Origin of the sequence: Neorhizobium turbinariae, from assembly GCF_023223505.1 — a bacterium.
Classification (GTDB): domain Bacteria; phylum Pseudomonadota; class Alphaproteobacteria; order Rhizobiales; family Rhizobiaceae; genus Neorhizobium; species Neorhizobium turbinariae.
On the sequence record NZ_JALPRY010000023.1, the window covers coordinates 157,678 to 174,629 of the forward strand.

Sequence of the window (16,952 nt, forward strand, 5' to 3'; positions counted from 1 at the left end):
TTTGCTAAAATACGGCTGCGGCTATATGAAAACAGGTTCCGTACCGGCAGGCACGGGATGAGCAGTTTTGCGACTTCCAGGTGACCGATGGCGCGTGCCTTTCTTTTTGTTCTCGATTCCTTTGGCGTAGGTGGCGCGCAGGATGCCGAGGCCTATGGTGACCTTGGGGCGAACACGCTGGGGCACATCGCAGAGTTTTGCGCGGCGGGCATCGGTGATCGCGCCGGCCTTCGCGAAGGCCCGCTGACGCTGCCCAACATGTCCTCCTTGGGCCTGCTGGAGATCGCCAAGCTGGCGACGGGGGATTATCCCGCCGCCATGCCGATGCCGGAGCGGGTCTTCGGCCTCCATGGCGCCGCCAACGAAGTGTCGCGCGGCAAGGACACGCCGTCCGGTCACTGGGAGATCGCTGGCGCGCCGGTGATGTTCGACTGGGGTTATTTCCCGACCGAAGGTGATGCCTTTCCGCCTGAACTGGTCGAGGCGATCTGCCGGGAGGGCAATATCGCGGGCATCCTCGGCAATTGCCATGCCTCCGGCACGGAGGTCATTGCCAGGCTCGGGGAGGAGCATATCCGCAGCGGCAAGCCGATCTGCTACACGTCGAGCGACTCGGTTTTCCAGATTGCTGCCCACGAGACCCATTTCGGCCTCGACCGGCTGCTGGAGCTCTGCCAGGTGGTGCGCGAACTGCTCGACCCGCTGAATATCGGCCGCGTCATCGCGCGTCCCTTCATCGGGGAGAGCCCGGAGACCTTCGCACGCACCGGAAACCGCCGCGATTACTCAGTGCCGCCGCCGGAGCCGACCCTGCTCGACCGCCTGGTCCGCGGCGGTCGCTCGGTACATGCCGTCGGCAAGATCGGCGACATCTTCGCCCACCAGGGCGTCACCCGGGTGATCAAGGCCACCGGCAACCATGACATCATGCAGGCGTCGCTGGCGGCCATGGATGAAGCGGCCATTGGCGATCTTGTCTTCAGCAACCTTGTCGATTTCGACATGCTCTATGGCCACCGTCGCGACGTGCCGGGTTACGCGGCAGCACTCGAGGCTTTCGACCTGATGATCCCGGACATCCACCGCAGGCTGAAGCCGGGCGACCTCGTCATTCTCACAGCCGACCACGGCTGCGATCCGACCTGGCGGGGAACGGACCACACCCGCGAACGGGTGCCGATCATGGCCTTCGGCCCCGGCATCCGGTCGCGCTCGATTGGCATCCGCTCGACCTATGCCGACATAGCCGAAACCATAGCCTCACACCTTTCCATCGCGCCGGGGCCGCATGGACGGAGCTTCCTTTGACCCAGCATCTCCTGAAAGCCGAAATCCACTGTCACCTTGAGGGCGCGGCACCGCCATCTCTTGCTGAAGCCCAGGCCCGCAAATACGGCATGGAAACGAGCCACATCATCCAGGACGGTTCCTACCGCTGGTCGGATTTTTCCGAATTCCTCGTCTGTTACGACGCCGTCGCCTCGCTGTTTCGCACAGCTGAAGACTACGCGCTGCTGACGGAGACCTATCTTGCCGAGCTTTCGGCGGCGAATACCATCTACAGCGAGATCATCATCTCGCCGGATCATGGTGACCGTATCGGGTTGGGTGCCGATGCCTACCTTGCCGGGATCTGTGATGGCATCGAAGCGGCGCGGGAAAAGACCGGGATCGAAACGCGCATCATCATCACCGGCGAACGCCATTTCGGTGTCGATCGGGTCGTGGCCGCCGCCGAATATGCAGCGCGTAACCGTCATCCGCTGATGACCGGCTTCAACATGGCCGGCGAGGAGCGGATGGGCCGCGTGGCGGATTACGCGCGCGCCTTCGATATCGCCCGTGATGCGGGTCTTGGCCTCACCATCCATGCTGGCGAAGTCTGTGGCGCCTTCAGCGTCGGCGATGCCCTCGAGTTGGTGAAGCCGGCGCGTATCGGCCACGGCGTGCGGGCAATCGAAGATCCGGCTGTTGTCGAGCGGCTGGTGGAACTCGGCACCGTGCTTGAAGTCTGTCCGGGCTCCAACATCGCGCTCAATGTCTATCCTGACTTCGCCAGCCACCCGCTGAAACAGCTGAAAGCGGCAGGCGTGCGCGTCTGCATCAATTCGGATGACCCGCCCTTCTTCCACACCTCGCTGGCGCGGGAATACGAGATCGCCGCGCAAGAGTTTGGCATGGGCGATGCGGAGATCAACGCGATGTCCCGCACCGCGCTGGAATCCGCCTTCGTGGATGAAGACACGCGCACACGCCTGCTCGCCCGGCTGGACTCGGCGCCCACAGCCTAAACGGCCGAGCGGCGTGCAAACATCACGCAGGCCGCTTGCGAAACCTGCCGTTTTCGCTGAAAGAAGGGCAGGTAACCAATAAGGGGAAGCTCATGGACGGCGTCACTGTCATCGATCATCCGCTGGTGCAGCACAAGCTGACGATCATGCGCAAGAAGGAAACCTCCACCGCAGGTTTCCGGCGTTTGCTTCGAGAGATCTCGATGCTCCTCTGCTATGAGGTAACGCGCGACCTCGACCTGACGCTGGAAACGATCGAGACGCCGATCACCCAGATGCAGGCACCGATCGTCGAAGGTAAGAAGCTCGTTTTCGTCTCCATCCTGCGCGCAGGCAACGGCCTGCTGGAAGGCATGCTCGAACTGGTGCCGTCGGCACGCGTCTCGCATATCGGGCTTTATCGCGATCACGATACGCTCCAGCCGGTTGAGTATTACTTCAAGGCGCCGGATGATCTCGATGAGCGCCTGATGATCGTTGTCGATCCGATGCTCGCAACCGGCAACTCGGCAATCGCGGCCATCCAGAAGCTCAAGGAACGCGGCGCCCACAACATCCGTTTCCTCTGCCTGCTTGCAGCCCCGGAGGGCATCCGCAACTTCCAGGAAGCCCATCCGGACGTGAAGATCTACACCGCCTCGATCGATGAGCGGCTTAACGAGAAGGGCTATATCGTGCCCGGCCTCGGCGATGCCGGCGACCGCATGTACGGCACCAAGTAAAGCAACACTTCGCTAACCATATCTCGATTTTGAAGGGCCTGTCGCGACGCGGCGGGCCCTTTTGTTATGGTTTCGGAGCTAGGCGTGAGCGGTCAAGAGTTTCGCCAAAGAGACGCCATGCTTCTGCGCACCGCCACCATTGCCGCCATCGCAGCCGTGTTCGCCACGCAGATCCCGGCCTTGATCGACCGCGCCGGGCCGCCGTCGCAGGTGCCTGCCACAGTCGAGGATGCTCCGCCCGTCCAGAATGCCGCTTATACGCCCGGAACCGCCGTGCTCGAAGCAGATGGCCGCGGCCATTTCGAAGCCGCCTTCCGTATCAATGGAAAGCCGGTGGAGGGACTTGTCGATACCGGCGCATCATTGGTGGCGATTAACGAAACCACCGCCCGGCGCTTGGGTTTCGGCGCCAACAGCCTCGACTTCCGCTACAACGTCAACACCGCAAACGGCCCCACCGAAGCGGCGCATATCAAGCTGTCGCGCATGGAGATCGGTGGCGTGCGGGTGCAGAATATCGATGCCTTCGTACTGCGCGACAGGGGCCTGTCCGGCACGCTGGTCGGCATGAGCTTCCTCAAGAAGCTCAAATCCTTCCAGGTCGAAGGCGGCAAGCTGAAACTGACGCAGTAGTCAGCTGACGCGCCCGAGGATTACCGGTCGAGCCTCCGGAGCCTCATCGGAGACGGAGTAAGCGGCCAGAACATCCTGAATGGCCTTGTCGGCATCCGCCTCGCTTGCAGCATGCACCACGGCGATCGGGTCACCGGCTTCCAGTTTGGCGCCAAGCGGCCTGATTTCCGCAATCCCGACGCGATGATCGATCAGATCGGCGGCACGCTTGCGCCCGCCACCCAGTTCCACCACCGCAAGACCAAGCGCGCGTGTATCGCAGGCGGCTAGATAACCGGAGCGCGGCATCGGCACCGCCACCTGGACCGGGGCCTGCTGCAGGTAGGTATCCGGCCGCTCGCAGAGGTCTGCCGGGCCGCCAAGTCCATGCATCATCCGGGCAAAGTGCTCCAGCGCATGGCCGGATGAGAGCACCGCGCGGGCCTTGCTTTCGGCCTCGGCGAGATCCGCCGCGGCGCCAGCCGAAACCAGCATCTCGGCGGTTTCAGCAAAAACCACCGTCTCCAGCCGGGTGCCGGCTTTCCGACCGGCCAGGAAATCAAGGCAGTTGACGACTTCGAGCGCATTGCCGGCGGCATCGGCCAGCGGTTCGTTCATGTCGGTGAGAAGCGCGGTTGTCTTCAACCCGGCACCGTTCGCCACGTCGACCAGCGAGCGGGCAAGCGTTTCGGCGTCCTCCCGGCTGTTCATGAAGGCACCGTTGCCGACCTTCACGTCGAGAACCAGGCTCTCCAGCCCTGCCGCAAGCTTCTTGGACAGGATGGAAGCCGTGATCAGCGGCACGGATTCCACCGTCGCTGTGACGTCGCGGATCGCATACAGACGGCGGTCTGCCGGCGCCAGTTCACTCGTCTGGCCGATAATGGCACAGCCTGCGTTGGACACCACCTTGCGGAATAGTGCGTCATCCGGGGACACATTGTAGCCGGGGATCGATTGCAGCTTGTCGAGCGTTCCGCCCGTGTGGCCAAGCCCGCGGCCGGAGATCATCGGCACGGCGAGACCGCAGGCTGCTACGATCGGCGCGAGCATCAGAGAAACATTATCACCAACACCGCCGGTCGAATGTTTGTCCGCCACGGGTCGGCCGACACCGGTCCAGTCGAGAACTGTGCCGGAATCGCGCATCGCCAGCGTCAGCGCCACCGTCTCATCCCGGGACATGCCCCGAAAGAAAACAGCCATGGCGAAGGCCGCTGCCTGTCCTTCGCTGATCTTCTCCTTCGCAAGCGCGTCGATGAACGCGGCAATCTCCTGCTGTTGCAGGACCTCGCCGTCGCGTTTGCGGCGGATGATCTCCTGGGGGATCATCAGTAGCCCGTCGAGGCGCGCGGTGCCGTGTTGCCGTTGAGGACGGCGAGGATGTCGTCGAGCAGGCCGGACGCACCAAAACGGAAGGTGGACGGCATGATCCAGTTCGGCCCCATCACGGTTTCCGCAAGCCGCAGGTAAAGATCGGCATCCGCCACGGTGCCGATGCCGCCGGCGGGCTTCAGCCCGACGCGTTTCCTGGAATCGCGGATCGCCCGCAGCATGATATCGGCCGCCTCGAGCGTTGCATTGACGGCAACCTTGCCCGTCGAGGTCTTGATGAAATCCGCACCCGCTTCGATGGCAAGCTCCGAGCCACGACGCACCAGTGCCGCGTCCTTCAACTCGCCGGTCTCAAGAATGACCTTGAGGCAGGACTGCGGACAGGCGGCGCGCACAGCCTCCACCATTTCCGTCACCGCGGCTTCGTCGCCTCCAATCAGCTTGCGGTAGGGAATGACGAGGTCAATCTCGTCTGCCCCGTCGGCCACCGCCTTGCGTGTTTCTTCCACGACCTCGGCGACCGGAAGATCGCCGGAAGGGAAGTTCACGACCGTCGCGATCCGCACCACATGCTCTGGCCCGAGGATGGAGCGGGCATGCGCCACGAAGCGCGGCCAGATGCAGATGGCGGCCGTATGGCCGTTCGGCGTCTGGGCACGCAGGCACAGCTTCTCGATCGCGGCATTGTCGCAGTCGTCGCGCAGGTTGGTCAGGTCAAGAAGCAAAAGCGCGAAAGCGGCAGCTTCACGCGGGCTCAGGAGTTCCATGGGCGTGTCTCTCCGGCTGATTTGAGTGGCTATATTGGTCGTCGGACCCGGCACATGCAACCCGCTCCGGTCAATGAAGTGGTTGCGGCCGATGAAGGGGATCGCTTTTAGCGAAGTCTCGGCGGCTTGTCTTCAAGCCAGGATTTCCTTCAGGCGAGCATTTCCTTGAGGATTGCCGCCAGGCGCTGGCCGCCAATTGGCGCCATGTCCTTGGTTTCGTCGTGGCTAAGCTCCGCGCCGGTCATTCCCGCAGCAAAGTTGGTAATGACGGAGGCGGCGGCGACCTTCAGCCCGAAATAGCGCGCTAGGATGACTTCCGGCACCGTCGACATGCCGACTGCATCTGCGCCGAGCGTGCGCGCCATGCGGATTTCCGCCGGCGTTTCGAAGCTTGGGCCGGAAAACCACATGTAGACGCCGGAAAACAGCGGCAGGCCGCAACGGATCGCGGCATTGCGCATGTCGAGTGCAAGCGCTGCGTCATAGGCGGTTGTCATGCCGACGAAACGGCGGTCACCGCGCTCGCCGATCAACGGATTCATGCCGGAGAAGTTGATGTGGTCGGTGATCTGCATCACCGAACCGGGCGGCATGTCTTCGCGCACGGAGCCGGCGGAATTGGTCAGGATCAGCGTCTGGACACCGATGCCGCGCATCACCTCGATCGGCAGCCGCATGGCTGATGCGTCGCCGTGCTCGTAATAGTGCGCCCGGCCGGACAGCATGATGATCGGCTCGTCGCCGAGATAACCTGCGACCAGCTCTCCCGCATGGCCAGTGACGCCGCTGACGGGAAAACCTTCAAGCTCCGTATAGGGCACGCGAACCTGGTCGCGCACTTCGCCAACCAGCGAGCCGAGACCGGAGCCCAGGACGATGGCGTGCCGCGGCACCAGGCCACCCAGCCGGTCAACGAGGAGATCGATGACTTCCTTCATGATCTTGGTTTCATCCAATCACGTCCGTCTCGAAGGCGAAGGGCAGGAGTTCCGCCATGGTGACCGTCTTCTGTACGCCGGCCTCGTCGCAGAGGTAGATGCGCGTATCGGCCGAGGCGAATTCGGAGATCTTCTGGCGGCAGCCGCCGCAGGGCGTGCAAAGCGGCAGCTTTTCGGCAATCACGGCGAGTTCGGAGATCTTCTTGGATCCGCCCATGATCATCGCGCCGATCGCGGTGGGCTCGGCACACCAGCCCTGAGGGAAGGACAGGTTTTCGATATTGGCGCCGAGATAGACCTTGCCGTCGTCGGCCCGGATGGCAACGCCGACCGGAAATTTCGAATAGGGCGCATGCGCCTTCGTCATGGCCTCGCGAGCGGCTTCAAACAGCGCGTGGGACGCGGGATCGGACATGGCGATTAACGCTCCTTTGTGTAGGGCGCGCCGCCGGCCTTCGGCGGACGGGCGACGCCGATAAATCCGGCGAGCAGCACGCAGGTGAGGATGTAAGGCAGCGCCTGGAAGATCTGCACCGGCACTTCACCGATCCCCGGCAACGCCTTGCCCTGCATGAAGTTGGCGAAAGCATCAAGGAAACCGAAAAGCAGGCAGGCGAGCATCACCGGCACCGGCTTCCACTTGGCGAAGATGAGCGCCGCGAGCGCGATGTAACCCTTGCCGGCCGACATGTTGTTGATGAAGGCGGCGGACTGGGCAATCGAGAGGTAGGTGCCGGCAAAACCGCACAGGAAACCGGCGACGATCAGTGCGCGGTAGCGCAGCCATGCGACCGAGATGCCGGCGGTATCGACCGCGCCCGGATTTTCTCCCACGGCGCGAACGCGAAGGCCAAAGCGGGTCCGGTACAGGATCCACCAGGAAATCGGCACCATCAGGAAGGCGATATAGGTGAGGATGTTGTTGCCGGAGATCACGTTCGCATAAAGCGGCCCGATGATCGGCACATCGCGCATCATCTCGGCACCGGGCAGCGTGATGCCGGAGAAGCGACCGGAGGCCGGCACCTGGCCGGTACGCCCGCCCTGGCCGAACCAGGCCGCGCCCAGCACGATCGTCAGACCCGCCGCCACGAAGTTCAGCGCCACGCCGGAAACGATCTGGTTGCCGCGGTTGGTGATCGAGGCAAAGCCGTGGACCAGCGAGAACACGATGGAGGTCGCGATGCCGGTGGCGAGGCCCGCCCAGGCATTGCCGGTCCAGTAGGCGGCGCAAGCCGAGGCAAAGGCGGAGGCAAGGATCTTGCCCTCAAGACCGATGTCGAAGATGCCGGCGCGTTCGGAGAACAGGCCTGCAAGGGCGGTAAACAGCAGCGGGATCGACAGGCGGATGGCCGAGCCGAGAATGCTGATGAAAATATCGAAATAATCCATGAGCTACTTCCCGCTGATCTGCTGGTAGACCCGGACGATCGCCGGCCGCAGCATGTATTCGAGCGCACCCGCAAACAGGATGACCAGGCCCTGGATGACGACGATCATGTCGCGGGTGATGGTCGGCATGTCGAAGGAAAGTTCAGCGCCACCCTGGTAGAGCACGCCGAACAATAGTGCCGCAAGAATGATGCCGGCCGGGTGGTTGCGGCCCATCAGCGACACGGCAATGCCGACAAAGCCTGCGCCACCGACGAACTCGATCTGCAACCGGGCGGACGCGCCCATCACCGGGTTCAAGGCCATCATGCCGGCCAGGCCACCCGAGATCAGCATGGTGATCATCACGATCCTGGCGTAGCGCATGCCGGCGTAGCTTGCAGCCGTCGGGCTGTGGCCGAGCGTGCGCATCTCGTAGCCGAGTTTGGTGCGCCAGATCAGCAGCCAGACGAGGAGGCACATCACCAGTGCGATGAGGAAGGAGAAGTTGAGCGGCGCAGCCCCCAGCCGGCCGCCGAAGATGCCGATCAGCCAATCGAGCTTCGGCAACTGCCCGCCTTCCAGGAAGGTGCGGCTTTCCGGCGCCATCTTGCCCGGCACGATCAGCACCCGCACCAGGATGTAGTTCATCAGCGAGGAGACGATGAAGTTGAACATGATGGTGGTGATGACGATGTGGCTGCCGCGCTTGGCCTGCAGCCAGGCGGGAATGGCGGCACAGGCGGCGCCAAACAGTGCCGAACCGATGATCGCGAACGGCATCGTCACATACCAGGGAACGTAACGGTCGAGCGACAGCGCAACGAGCGCTGCGCCAAGCCCGCCGAGATAGGCCTGTCCTTCCGAGCCGATGTTGAACAGGCCGGCATGGATCGCGACCGCCACCGACAGGCCGGTGAAGATGAAGCTCGTTGCGTAGAACAGCGTGAAGCCGATGCCTTCGCCCCGGCCAAGCGCGCCGGCAAGAAGCAGTTTCAGCGCCTCGAACGGGCTTTCACCAATCGCCCAGACAACCAGGCCGGAGAAGAAGAAGGCGAGGAACAGGTTCAGAAGCGGGATCAGCCCGTAGTTGATCCAGGCGGGAAGTGGCACGGATGCGGTACTCATGCAGCAATCCCAGCCATCATCAGGCCCAGCGCCTGCTCGTTTGCTTCACCCGATTGTTCGCCAACCACCTTGCCGGCAAACATCACCAGGATGCGGTCGGACAGCGAGCGGATCTCGTCGAGCTCCACCGACACCAGGAGGACCGCCTTTCCGGCATCACGCATTTCGATGATCCGCTTGTGAATGAATTCGATCGCGCCGATATCGACGCCACGGGTCGGCTGGCCGATGATCAGTACATCAGGGTTACGTTCGATCTCGCGCGCCACGACGATCTTCTGCTGGTTGCCGCCGGAGAAGTTGGCGGTCTTCAGCCGCGGGTTCGGCGGGCGAATATCGTATTTGGCGATCTGCTCTTCCGCCTGCTTGCGGATCTCGTCGAGGTTGAGCATGGCGCCGCCGAAACGGCTCTCGCGATGATAACCGAGGATCGAGTTCTCGTATTCCTCGAACTTCAGCACGAGCCCCATATGGTGGCGGTCTTCGGGAATATGCGCGAGCCCCCGTTCGCGCAACTCGGCAGGATCGGCGCCAGCCGTCGGCTTGCCGTCGAGCAGGATCTCGCCGGACGCCGGCTTGCGGATGCCGGCGATTGCTTCCAGAAGCTCCGACTGGCCGTTGCCGGCAACGCCCGCGATGCCGACGATCTCACCGGCGCGAACGTCAAACGAGACGTCATCGACCATGGTGACGCCGCGGCTGTCCTTGACCGTCAGGTTCTTAACCGACAGAAGCACCTTGCCGGGATTGGCATCGCCCTTTTCAACGCGCAGCAGGACGCGACGGCCGACCATCAGCTCGGCAAGTTCCTCCACTGTCGTTTCCGTCGTCGTGCGCGTCGCAACGATCTCGCCGCGGCGCATGACCGACACCGTATCGGTGATCGCCATGATCTCGCGCAGCTTGTGGGTGATGAGGATGATCGTCTTGCCCTGGTCGCGCAGGACCTTGAGCACCTTGAACAGGTGGTCCGCCTCGGCCGGCGTCAGCACGCCCGTCGGCTCGTCGAGGATCAGGATTTCGGCGCCGCGGTAGAGCGCTTTGAGGATTTCCACGCGCTGCTGGCGCCCGACCGGCAGTTCCTCGATCACCGCATCCGGATCGACATCGAGGCCGTAGTCATCTTCGAGCCGCTTCAGTTCCTTGCGGGCGCTTGAAACGCCCTGGCGCAGCAATTGCCCGCCTTCCGCGCCGAGCATGACATTCTCGAGCACGGTGAAATTTTCGACCAGCATGAAGTGCTGGTGGACCATGCCGATGCCCGCCGCAATCGCCGCCTGGCTGTCGCGGATCGTCACCGGCTTGCCGGAGATGCGGATCTCGCCTTGGTCTGCCTGGTAGAAGCCGTAGAGGATCGACATCAGCGTCGACTTGCCTGCACCGTTTTCGCCGATGATCCCATGGATCGATCCCTTGGCGACGGTGAGGTTGATGTTCTTGTTGGCATGCACCGCGCCGAATTTCTTGTCGATGCCGACAAGCTCGATGGCGGGCTCATTCTTTGAGAGGTCCAGGCTCAAATGGGGTGCCTTTCCGGTCATATGAAAAAAGGGCGTATGGCGAACCGCGCCGCCATACGCCCTTCAATCGAAATGCCTCACATCGGGCAGGAATTGTCCGTCGTGTAGTCGTGTACCTTCACGGTACCGGCAATGATGTCGGCCTTTGCCTTGTCGACCGCTGCCTGCATTTCCGGGGTGATCAGCGACTTGTTGTTTTCGTCGATCGCTGCCGAAACACCGTCTTCCTTGACGCCGAGCGACTGGATGCCGCCGGTGAACTTGTCGTCCTTGACATCGAGATAGGCGTTGTAGACGGCCAGATCGACGCGCTTGACCATCGAGGTCAGCACCGAGCCCGGATGCAGGTGGTTCTGGTTGGAGTCGACGCCGATCGAAAGCTTCTTGTTGTCGGCCGCGGTCTGCAGCACACCAAGACCGGTTGCGCCGGCTGCTGCGTAGATCACGTCCGCGCCCTGATCGATCTGGTTCTTCGTCAGTTCGCCACCGCGGACCGGATCGTTCCAGGCCGCACCGGTCGTGCCGGTCATGTTCTGGAAGACCTGTGCGTCAGACTTCACGGCCTTGACGCCCTGGACGTAGCCGCAGCCGAACTTGCGGATCAGCGGAATGTCCATGCCGCCGATGAAGCCGACCTTGCCGGTCTTGGAGGCCATGCCGGCCAGTACGCCAACGAGGTAGGAGCCTTCCTCTTCCTTGTAAAGGACGGAGCGCACGTTCGGCAGGTCGACAACGGAGTCGACGATCACGAACTTCGTGTCCGGATATTCCTTGGCGACCTTTTCCATGGCCGAGGTCCAGGCGAAGGAAACAGCGACGACCGGGTTGTAGCCACGGCTTGCGAAGTTGCGGATGGCCTGTTCGCCCTGCGTATCGTCCTTCGGCTCGAAATCGCGGTATTCGGTACCGGTTTCCGCCTTGAACCGTTCAGCGCCGGCAGCGGCAGCTTCGTTGAAGGATTTGTCGAATTTGCCGCCGGTACCATAAACGAGCGCCGGCTTGACCTCAGCCGCCAAGGCGGTTGCCGACATGGCGCTCAAGGCGATGAGGCTCAAAAGGGTTTTCTTCATTGTTCAGCCCTGTTTTTAGCTGTTAGGTCCTCCCGCAAGACCCGCTCCCCGGGAAATTCTGCGGCAACCTGCCCTTGTGGAAAAAAGGGTTTGGCTCCGGGCACTCTTGCATGGGTCCGGGAAAAATTCACCAGATTTTTTTGTCCATTTGGTACAAAAGCAGGCCGTGCTTAAAACTTCCACAGCCTGCCCGTGCAAGCTTTCCGCAGAGGCGGCGCGCAACCGTGAAGGCGACGTGCGTCAGGCGGAAAAGCGCCCTGCAAAGCGCGGCTTGCGATAGCCGGCCATCCAGAAGAGCAGGGCGAGCCCCAGGAAGATCGCAAAGGCAGGTTGCGCCAGCACCGGGCCGATCACCGGCCGCCACAGCCCTTCGCTGACATAGGTTTCCGCGTAGATCTCCGCCAGCGTCAGGCTTTCGGGGTCAAGGTTGAGCCACATGTTGCCGAGGCTGGTCAGCACCACGCTGGAGGCCGAGACGGACTGGATGGAGTCAAGAACGCCTGCCACAATGGCCGCCAGCAGCGCCAGAGCGCTGATGAAGCGAAACAGAAACTGAAGAGGCCTCATCCGAAACAACCCGACATCTTGGCCGGTCTGCACTTGCAGCCGGTCCCCCTGAGAGATAGCCTTCGTCGCCGTGCTTGACAACGCTTGAGCCATGTTCCCGAAGGACCTGACAAAAAAAGCTTTAGATTTCGGTTGATCCTTGGGAATTGATCGGTATATATCGCGGCCGTTCCAACGTTTTGCTTCGCGAGCGACGCAAGACATAGATAGGACAGGTGGCCGAGTGGTTTAAGGCGCACGCCTGGAACGCGTGTGTACGTGAAAGCGTACCGTGGGTTCGAATCCCACCTTGTCCGCCATCTCTTTCCCTAAACCGCCATCCCTTTGCTCACCGGCTCCGCGGTCAGTTCGTGCTCGTCGACTTCGGCTTGCCATCCTTGTCGGCGAGCTTCGCCCAGGAGTTCTGCTGCGACAACATGGAGCGCAGGTAGGTAACGTTGGCGTCCGCCTGCTGCTGCGAGAGTTCGCGTCGGGCGATCTCTTCCGCTTCCGAAAAACGGCCTTGGAGGCCGACAACGAGCGCCAGGTTCTGGCGCACGCGGCTATCGGCACCCGGCTGGCTTGCGGCGGTTCGCATGTAGGTTTCCGCGGTCTTCAGGTCGCCTGAGAGGACGTAGGACATGCCGAGGTTGGAGGTGACGCTCGGCTCGTTCGGCTGGGCATCGAGCGCCATCCGGTATTTCTGCCGCGCTTCGGCCGAGCGGCCGAGCTGATCGAGGACCGCACCTTCTGCGGAATAGAGGCGCCAGTCCGGATGGTCGGGCGTCTGTGCCCGGTTGATCGTCGCGAGCGCCTGTTCCAGCTGCCCGGCGGCGGCCTGGGCCTTGCCGTAGGCGGCGAGCACTTCGCGGTCGGCCGGATGGGCGATCGCTACCTGCTGCATCACCGCGAGCGCCTGGGCGTTCTTGCCGGTCATGCCCAGCACGTTGGCATATTGCAGGCCGATCGCCTTGTTCTTCGGGTCCTTGGCATAGGCCGCGCCGATCGAGCGTTCGGTATTGGCAAGCTCGGTCGCGTTCATCGACTGCAGCGAGGCCGTCGATATCTTCGGGATCGAGCCGGTGGTGATCGCGTCATGCTTTGTGCTGGCGCAGCCGGTGATCGCGGCGGCAAGCAGAAGAAGCGCCGCGGTGCGAGCGGCAAAGGACGTGCTGGATAGGTAAGCGGCTGCAGCGGTCATGACTTTGGTCTCGTTGGTCCAGCGTTCTCCTGCAGGGTGGCAGGCATTAACGGATTTCCACTGCAACAATAAACTGTTAACCCTAACAGACCGTTAAGACGAATGATTCCAGTCGCTTCCAGGGCAGCCCCACCATGACCACCTTCCACTATACCGATCGTCCTTCTCCCTTCAGCGCGGCAGGCGCTGCGGCGAAGATTGTTTATGCCGTGACCCCGGCAGAGATCGAGCAGGGCACGCTGGATGCGCGGGCGCTGGCCTGGGCGAAGTCCGCGGGCTTCACGGGCGAGGCGGGCGCCTGTCTGCTGGTGCCGGGCGAGGGGGACGAAATCGCCTGCGCGCTATTCGGCCTCGGTGCCAACCCGAGCGAGGCCCCCTTCATCGGCGGCAAGCTTTCCAAGCTCCTGCCCGCCGGCGACTGGCAGCTTAAAACCGGTGCACTGACGCCGGAACAGGCAGCCCTCGGCTTTGGCCTCGGCTCCTATGGGTTCAGCCGCTACAAGTCCGACAAGCGCAAGGACGTGCGCCTCACGATTGCGGCTGGGGCCGATGCGGCCGATATCGAGCGGCAGCTCGCCGGTGTCTTTTTGGCGCGCGACCTCGTCAACACGCCAACCAATGAGATGGGACCGGCGGAGCTGGAGGCGGCCTTTCGGGCGCTTGGCGAGCATTATGGTGCAACCGTCACCGCGATCGTCGGCGACGACCTCATCAAGGAGAATTTCCCGCTCGTCCACACCGTCGGGCGGGCCAGCGTCTCGGCGCCGCGGCTGCTGGAGATGCGCTGGGGCCAGAAGGGCGATCCACGGATCACGCTGGTCGGCAAGGGCGTCTGCTTCGACACCGGCGGCCTCGACATCAAGGGCGCCGGCAACATGGCGCTGATGAAGAAGGACATGGGCGGCGCGGCCAATGTCATGGGCCTTGCGCTGATGATCATGGACGCCGGGCTGAAGGTTGACCTGCAGGTGATCGTGCCGGCGGTAGAGAACTCGATCTCCGGCAATGCCTTCCGCCCGGGCGACATCTACAGGAGCCGCAAGGGGCTGACGGTCCAGATCGACAATACCGATGCCGAAGGTCGGCTCATCCTCGCCGACGCTCTGGCGTATGCGGATGAAAACCCGCCGGAGCTGTTGGTCGACATGGCGACGCTGACGGGTGCGGCGCGCGTTGCGCTTGGTGCCGAGCTTGCTCCCTATTTCACCGATGACGAGACGCTCTCCTCCAGGCTGGCGGAAGCCGCAAAGGCCGAGACCGACCCGATGTGGCGCCTGCCCTTGTGGATGGGCTACGACAAGGACATCCGCGCCCGGGCCGCAGACCTGACCAATTCGCCATCCGGCGGCATGGCCGGCGCGATTACGGCAGCACTTTTCCTGAAGCGCTTCGTCACCGCCACCAAGAGCTGGGTGCATTTCGACATCTATGCCTGGGTGACGGCCGACAAGCCGCATGCGCCGGTGGGCGGGGAGGCCTTTGCAATCCGGGCGCTCTACAAGGTGATCCGCGACATGGCGGCGAAATAGGCGGGCCGCCGCAACAGACCGGTAACGACCTTGCGCTTAAAATCCGCCGGATTTGGCAAAGAGGATCGCCATGCCGGTGGAACTCACCGCGACGCAAGCACTGGGGCTCTGGCACCGCGTTTCGCTCCAGCAGGTGCGGCATGACGGGCGCGATCTCACATTGCGCCAGATGTCGGTCCTGCTGCATATCTACCTCGTGCCGCCGCCGCACACGGTGCGGGGGCTTGCCGCAACGCTTGGCGTGACGAAGCCGGTGATCACCCGGGCGCTCGACACGATGGGCGAGATGGGCCTGGTGGACCGCGAGCGGGACGAACGCGACCGCCGCAACGTGGTGATCAAGCGCACCGTTGCCGGTGCCTTGTTTCTCGAAAAACTGGGCGACCTCATCATCCGCGAGGCCCGCCGCTCTGGACAGGGATCATGACCGACACGACCGACAAGCCCCTCGACCGCCGCCTGCACGCATTCCGCCCGGATCTCGCGGACATCGCGCTGGAGGGCCGGGTCGAGGCGAAGCGCTTTGTCGAGGGCAAGCCGGCGCGGGTCGCCGTTCCGGTGGCCCAGCTTCGCCCGGTGCCGGTTCTTGCCCGCGGCATCGATACCGAATTGCTGTTGGGCGAAACGGTCCGCGTCTTCGACCGAGTCGATGGCTTTGCCTGGGTGCAGGCCGATGCCGATGGTTATGTCGGTTACCTGCCGGAAGCAGCTCTTGCCGAGGGCGGGGAGCCGACCCACTGGATCGCCGTGCCGCGCACCTTCATCTATCCGCAGCCGGAATTGCGAACCTTCCCGACGGCGGCACTGTCGATGGGCAGCCGTGTCACGGTAACGGGCGAAACGGAAGTCCGCGGCACGCGCTACGCCATTCTGTCGAACGGCGGTGCCGTCATTGCCCGGCACTGCCTGCCGGTCGGTGAGACGCTTGGCGATGACTATGTCGCGGTGGCTGAACGTTTTCTCGAGACGCCTTATCTCTGGGGCGGCCGCTCCGGTTTCGGAATCGACTGCTCGGCGCTGGTGCAGCTGTCGTTGATGATGGTCGGCAAGTTTGCACCGCGCGACACCGACATGCAGACGACGATCGGTACGCCGATCAGCCGCGAGGAACTTCGCCGCGGCGACCTCGTTTTCTGGAAAGGGCATGTCGGTGTGATGGAAGACGAGGAAGTGCTTCTGCATGCCAATGGCCACACGATGAGCGTGGCGCGGGAAAACTTCGAGGCGGCCGTGAAGCGCATCGGCTGGCTCTATGAGCAGCCGACGGGGTATCGCCGCATCGCGAGCCGATCACGCAAAGTTTGATTCGCGGCCATAGCACCGCCTGCCCGCAGCCCATATCTTTGAATCCATCCCCTGCGTCGGGTGAACAGGAGCAAGGTGAATGCTGAAAGGTGCATGGATATTGCCGGCCGTGATGGTGGTGGCGCTGATCCTCGCGGCGCTTGTTCCGGGTCATCTGTTTGCCGCCGACCGCGGAACCGTCGACTGGGCGCGCCCGACACCGGCTGCAAATCCGGCGCCGGCGTTCAAGGACCTGCCGGGCGTCGTGCCGGAAGAACAGCGGGTCGCGAAGGACAGCTACGACTGCACCAGCGACATCGAGGATGTGTATATCGCCCGTGGACGCTATGACATTCTCTATGGCGATACGCTGCCGCGGCGCGTTTATCGCTGCAAGACACCGAGCGGCGTGACCTATACCGGCACGCGCCTGCCGAACACCCATTGGGTGCCGGGACTGAACCCGCATCACCTGCCGAAATGAGGGCCGGACAGACTCCTCCCTTGGTGATCCCCGGTTTTTCAAAGAACCCTGGATGAGACCAGGTATCGGACGGGGCGCTGAAAGCTGCCTCGTAATTTAATGTATAAGTGACACCTCTCAGCGCCCCGTTCGGCGGTTTTTGTTTGCGACTTGG

Annotated in this window: 18 protein-coding genes and 1 tRNA gene; 9 read left to right on the forward strand and 10 right to left on the reverse strand. The window is 62.9% G+C overall.

Annotated features, from left to right (window positions below):
• The first annotated feature begins 87 nt into the window (after positions 1-87).
• The 4 genes from M0654_RS19025 to M0654_RS19040 all read left to right on the forward strand — a co-directional run bounded on the left by M0654_RS19025 (position 88) and on the right by M0654_RS19040 (position 3,646).
• On the forward strand, positions 88-1,308 hold the full coding sequence (locus M0654_RS19025) for a phosphopentomutase (RefSeq protein ID WP_248684425.1): 1,221 nt from the start codon (positions 88-90) through the stop codon (positions 1,306-1,308).
• Positions 1,305-2,291 carry an adenosine deaminase gene (locus tag M0654_RS19030; protein ID WP_248684426.1) on the forward strand — a complete coding sequence of 329 codons (987 nt, stop codon included), beginning with the start codon at positions 1,305-1,307 and terminating at the stop codon, positions 2,289-2,291. The genes M0654_RS19025 and M0654_RS19030 overlap by 4 nt, the downstream gene beginning before the upstream one ends.
• Positions 2,292-2,383: 92 nt before the next feature.
• On the forward strand, positions 2,384-3,013 hold the full coding sequence (gene upp, locus M0654_RS19035; RefSeq protein WP_118851310.1) for a uracil phosphoribosyltransferase: 630 nt from the start codon (positions 2,384-2,386) through the stop codon (positions 3,011-3,013).
• A 117-nt stretch (positions 3,014-3,130) separates the two neighbouring features.
• The gene (locus M0654_RS19040; protein WP_248684427.1) at positions 3,131-3,646 is read left to right on the forward strand and encodes a TIGR02281 family clan AA aspartic protease; all 516 of its coding nucleotides are present in this window, start codon (positions 3,131-3,133) and stop codon (positions 3,644-3,646) included.
• Here the strand turns inward: M0654_RS19040 and deoA are convergent, their stop codons facing one another.
• From deoA to M0654_RS19085, 9 genes are all read right to left on the reverse strand, one after another.
• Positions 3,647-4,957: a thymidine phosphorylase gene (gene deoA, locus M0654_RS19045; protein ID WP_248684428.1), complete on the reverse strand. Its 1,311-nt coding sequence runs from the start codon at positions 4,955-4,957 to the stop codon at positions 3,647-3,649. It lies immediately after the preceding gene.
• Positions 4,957-5,727, reverse strand: a complete 771-nt coding sequence (deoC, locus tag M0654_RS19050) for a deoxyribose-phosphate aldolase (RefSeq protein ID WP_248684429.1) — start codon at positions 5,725-5,727, stop codon at positions 4,957-4,959. The genes deoA and deoC overlap by 1 nt, the downstream gene beginning before the upstream one ends.
• 149 nt (positions 5,728-5,876) lie before the next feature.
• Entirely contained in the window at positions 5,877-6,665 is a 789-nt protein-coding gene (locus tag M0654_RS19055) for a purine-nucleoside phosphorylase (RefSeq protein WP_282571696.1), read from the reverse strand.
• A gap of 10 nt (positions 6,666-6,675) precedes the next feature.
• Complete coding sequence (locus M0654_RS19060; protein ID WP_118851314.1) at positions 6,676-7,080, reverse strand: cytidine deaminase; 405 nt, start codon at positions 7,078-7,080, stop codon at positions 6,676-6,678.
• 5 nt (positions 7,081-7,085) lie between these two features.
• Positions 7,086-8,057 carry an ABC transporter permease gene (locus tag M0654_RS19065; RefSeq protein ID WP_248684430.1) on the reverse strand — a complete coding sequence of 324 codons (972 nt, stop codon included), beginning with the start codon at positions 8,055-8,057 and terminating at the stop codon, positions 7,086-7,088.
• Between the two features lie 3 nt (positions 8,058-8,060).
• Complete coding sequence (locus M0654_RS19070) at positions 8,061-9,164, reverse strand: ABC transporter permease (protein ID WP_248684431.1); 1,104 nt, start codon at positions 9,162-9,164, stop codon at positions 8,061-8,063.
• Complete coding sequence (locus tag M0654_RS19075) at positions 9,161-10,705, reverse strand: ABC transporter ATP-binding protein (protein WP_248684432.1); 1,545 nt, start codon at positions 10,703-10,705, stop codon at positions 9,161-9,163. Before M0654_RS19075 ends, M0654_RS19070 begins: the two co-directional genes overlap by 4 nt.
• Positions 10,706-10,761: 56 nt before the next feature.
• Complete coding sequence (locus M0654_RS19080) at positions 10,762-11,754, reverse strand: BMP family lipoprotein (RefSeq protein ID WP_248684433.1); 993 nt, start codon at positions 11,752-11,754, stop codon at positions 10,762-10,764.
• Between the two features lie 240 nt (positions 11,755-11,994).
• Complete coding sequence (locus M0654_RS19085; protein ID WP_390920823.1) at positions 11,995-12,321, reverse strand: hypothetical protein; 327 nt, start codon at positions 12,319-12,321, stop codon at positions 11,995-11,997.
• A gap of 209 nt (positions 12,322-12,530) precedes the next feature.
• Here M0654_RS19085 and M0654_RS19090 point away from each other — a divergent pair.
• A tRNA-Ser gene (locus M0654_RS19090) sits at positions 12,531-12,620 on the forward strand.
• Between the two features lie 44 nt (positions 12,621-12,664).
• Here the strand turns inward: M0654_RS19090 and M0654_RS19095 are convergent.
• Positions 12,665-13,501 (reverse strand): tetratricopeptide repeat protein, encoded by an 837-nt coding sequence (locus M0654_RS19095; RefSeq protein WP_248684435.1) that lies wholly within the window; start codon positions 13,499-13,501, stop codon positions 12,665-12,667.
• 134 nt (positions 13,502-13,635) lie between these two features.
• On the opposite strand from M0654_RS19095, the gene M0654_RS19100 reads away from it, so the two are divergent.
• The 4 genes from M0654_RS19100 (at position 13,636) to M0654_RS19115 (ending at position 16,798) form a co-directional block, all read left to right on the forward strand.
• Positions 13,636-15,030 carry a leucyl aminopeptidase family protein gene (locus M0654_RS19100; RefSeq protein ID WP_248684436.1) on the forward strand — a complete coding sequence of 465 codons (1,395 nt, stop codon included), beginning with the start codon at positions 13,636-13,638 and terminating at the stop codon, positions 15,028-15,030.
• 70 nt (positions 15,031-15,100) lie between these two features.
• Positions 15,101-15,457: a MarR family transcriptional regulator gene (locus M0654_RS19105; RefSeq protein ID WP_248684437.1), complete on the forward strand. Its 357-nt coding sequence runs from the start codon at positions 15,101-15,103 to the stop codon at positions 15,455-15,457.
• On the forward strand, positions 15,454-16,335 hold the full coding sequence (locus M0654_RS19110; protein ID WP_248684438.1) for a C40 family peptidase: 882 nt from the start codon (positions 15,454-15,456) through the stop codon (positions 16,333-16,335). Before M0654_RS19105 ends, M0654_RS19110 begins: the two co-directional genes overlap by 4 nt.
• A gap of 79 nt (positions 16,336-16,414) precedes the next feature.
• The gene (locus M0654_RS19115; protein WP_118851324.1) at positions 16,415-16,798 is read left to right on the forward strand and encodes a hypothetical protein; all 384 of its coding nucleotides are present in this window, start codon (positions 16,415-16,417) and stop codon (positions 16,796-16,798) included.
• The last annotated feature ends 154 nt before the right edge of the window (positions 16,799-16,952 follow it).

Bases quoted from the DNA above. Each gene is read 5' to 3' on its own strand.
- M0654_RS19025 (WP_248684425.1), top strand. From the start codon at position 88: ATGGCGCGTGCCTTTCTTTTTGTTCTCGATTCCTTTGGCGTAGGTGGC.
- upp (WP_118851310.1), top strand. From the start codon at position 2,384: ATGGACGGCGTCACTGTCATCGATCATCCGCTGGTGCAGCACAAGCTG.
- M0654_RS19040 (WP_248684427.1), top strand. From the start codon at position 3,131: ATGCTTCTGCGCACCGCCACCATTGCCGCCATCGCAGCCGTGTTCGCC.
- deoA (WP_248684428.1), bottom strand. From the start codon at position 4,957: ATGATCCCCCAGGAGATCATCCGCCGCAAACGCGACGGCGAGGTCCTG.
- deoC (WP_248684429.1), bottom strand. From the start codon at position 5,727: ATGGAACTCCTGAGCCCGCGTGAAGCTGCCGCTTTCGCGCTTTTGCTT.
- M0654_RS19055 (WP_282571696.1), bottom strand. From the start codon at position 6,665: ATGAAGGAAGTCATCGATCTCCTCGTTGACCGGCTGGGTGGCCTGGTG.
- M0654_RS19060 (WP_118851314.1), bottom strand. From the start codon at position 7,080: ATGTCCGATCCCGCGTCCCACGCGCTGTTTGAAGCCGCTCGCGAGGCC.
- M0654_RS19065 (WP_248684430.1), bottom strand. From the start codon at position 8,057: ATGGATTATTTCGATATTTTCATCAGCATTCTCGGCTCGGCCATCCGC.
- M0654_RS19070 (WP_248684431.1), bottom strand. From the start codon at position 9,164: ATGAGTACCGCATCCGTGCCACTTCCCGCCTGGATCAACTACGGGCTG.
- M0654_RS19075 (WP_248684432.1), bottom strand. From the start codon at position 10,705: ATGACCGGAAAGGCACCCCATTTGAGCCTGGACCTCTCAAAGAATGAG.
- M0654_RS19080 (WP_248684433.1), bottom strand. From the start codon at position 11,754: ATGAAGAAAACCCTTTTGAGCCTCATCGCCTTGAGCGCCATGTCGGCA.
- M0654_RS19085 (WP_390920823.1), bottom strand. From the start codon at position 12,321: ATGAGGCCTCTTCAGTTTCTGTTTCGCTTCATCAGCGCTCTGGCGCTG.
- M0654_RS19095 (WP_248684435.1), bottom strand. From the start codon at position 13,501: ATGACCGCTGCAGCCGCTTACCTATCCAGCACGTCCTTTGCCGCTCGC.
- M0654_RS19100 (WP_248684436.1), top strand. From the start codon at position 13,636: ATGACCACCTTCCACTATACCGATCGTCCTTCTCCCTTCAGCGCGGCA.
- M0654_RS19105 (WP_248684437.1), top strand. From the start codon at position 15,101: ATGCCGGTGGAACTCACCGCGACGCAAGCACTGGGGCTCTGGCACCGC.
- M0654_RS19110 (WP_248684438.1), top strand. From the start codon at position 15,454: ATGACCGACACGACCGACAAGCCCCTCGACCGCCGCCTGCACGCATTC.
- M0654_RS19115 (WP_118851324.1), top strand. From the start codon at position 16,415: ATGCTGAAAGGTGCATGGATATTGCCGGCCGTGATGGTGGTGGCGCTG.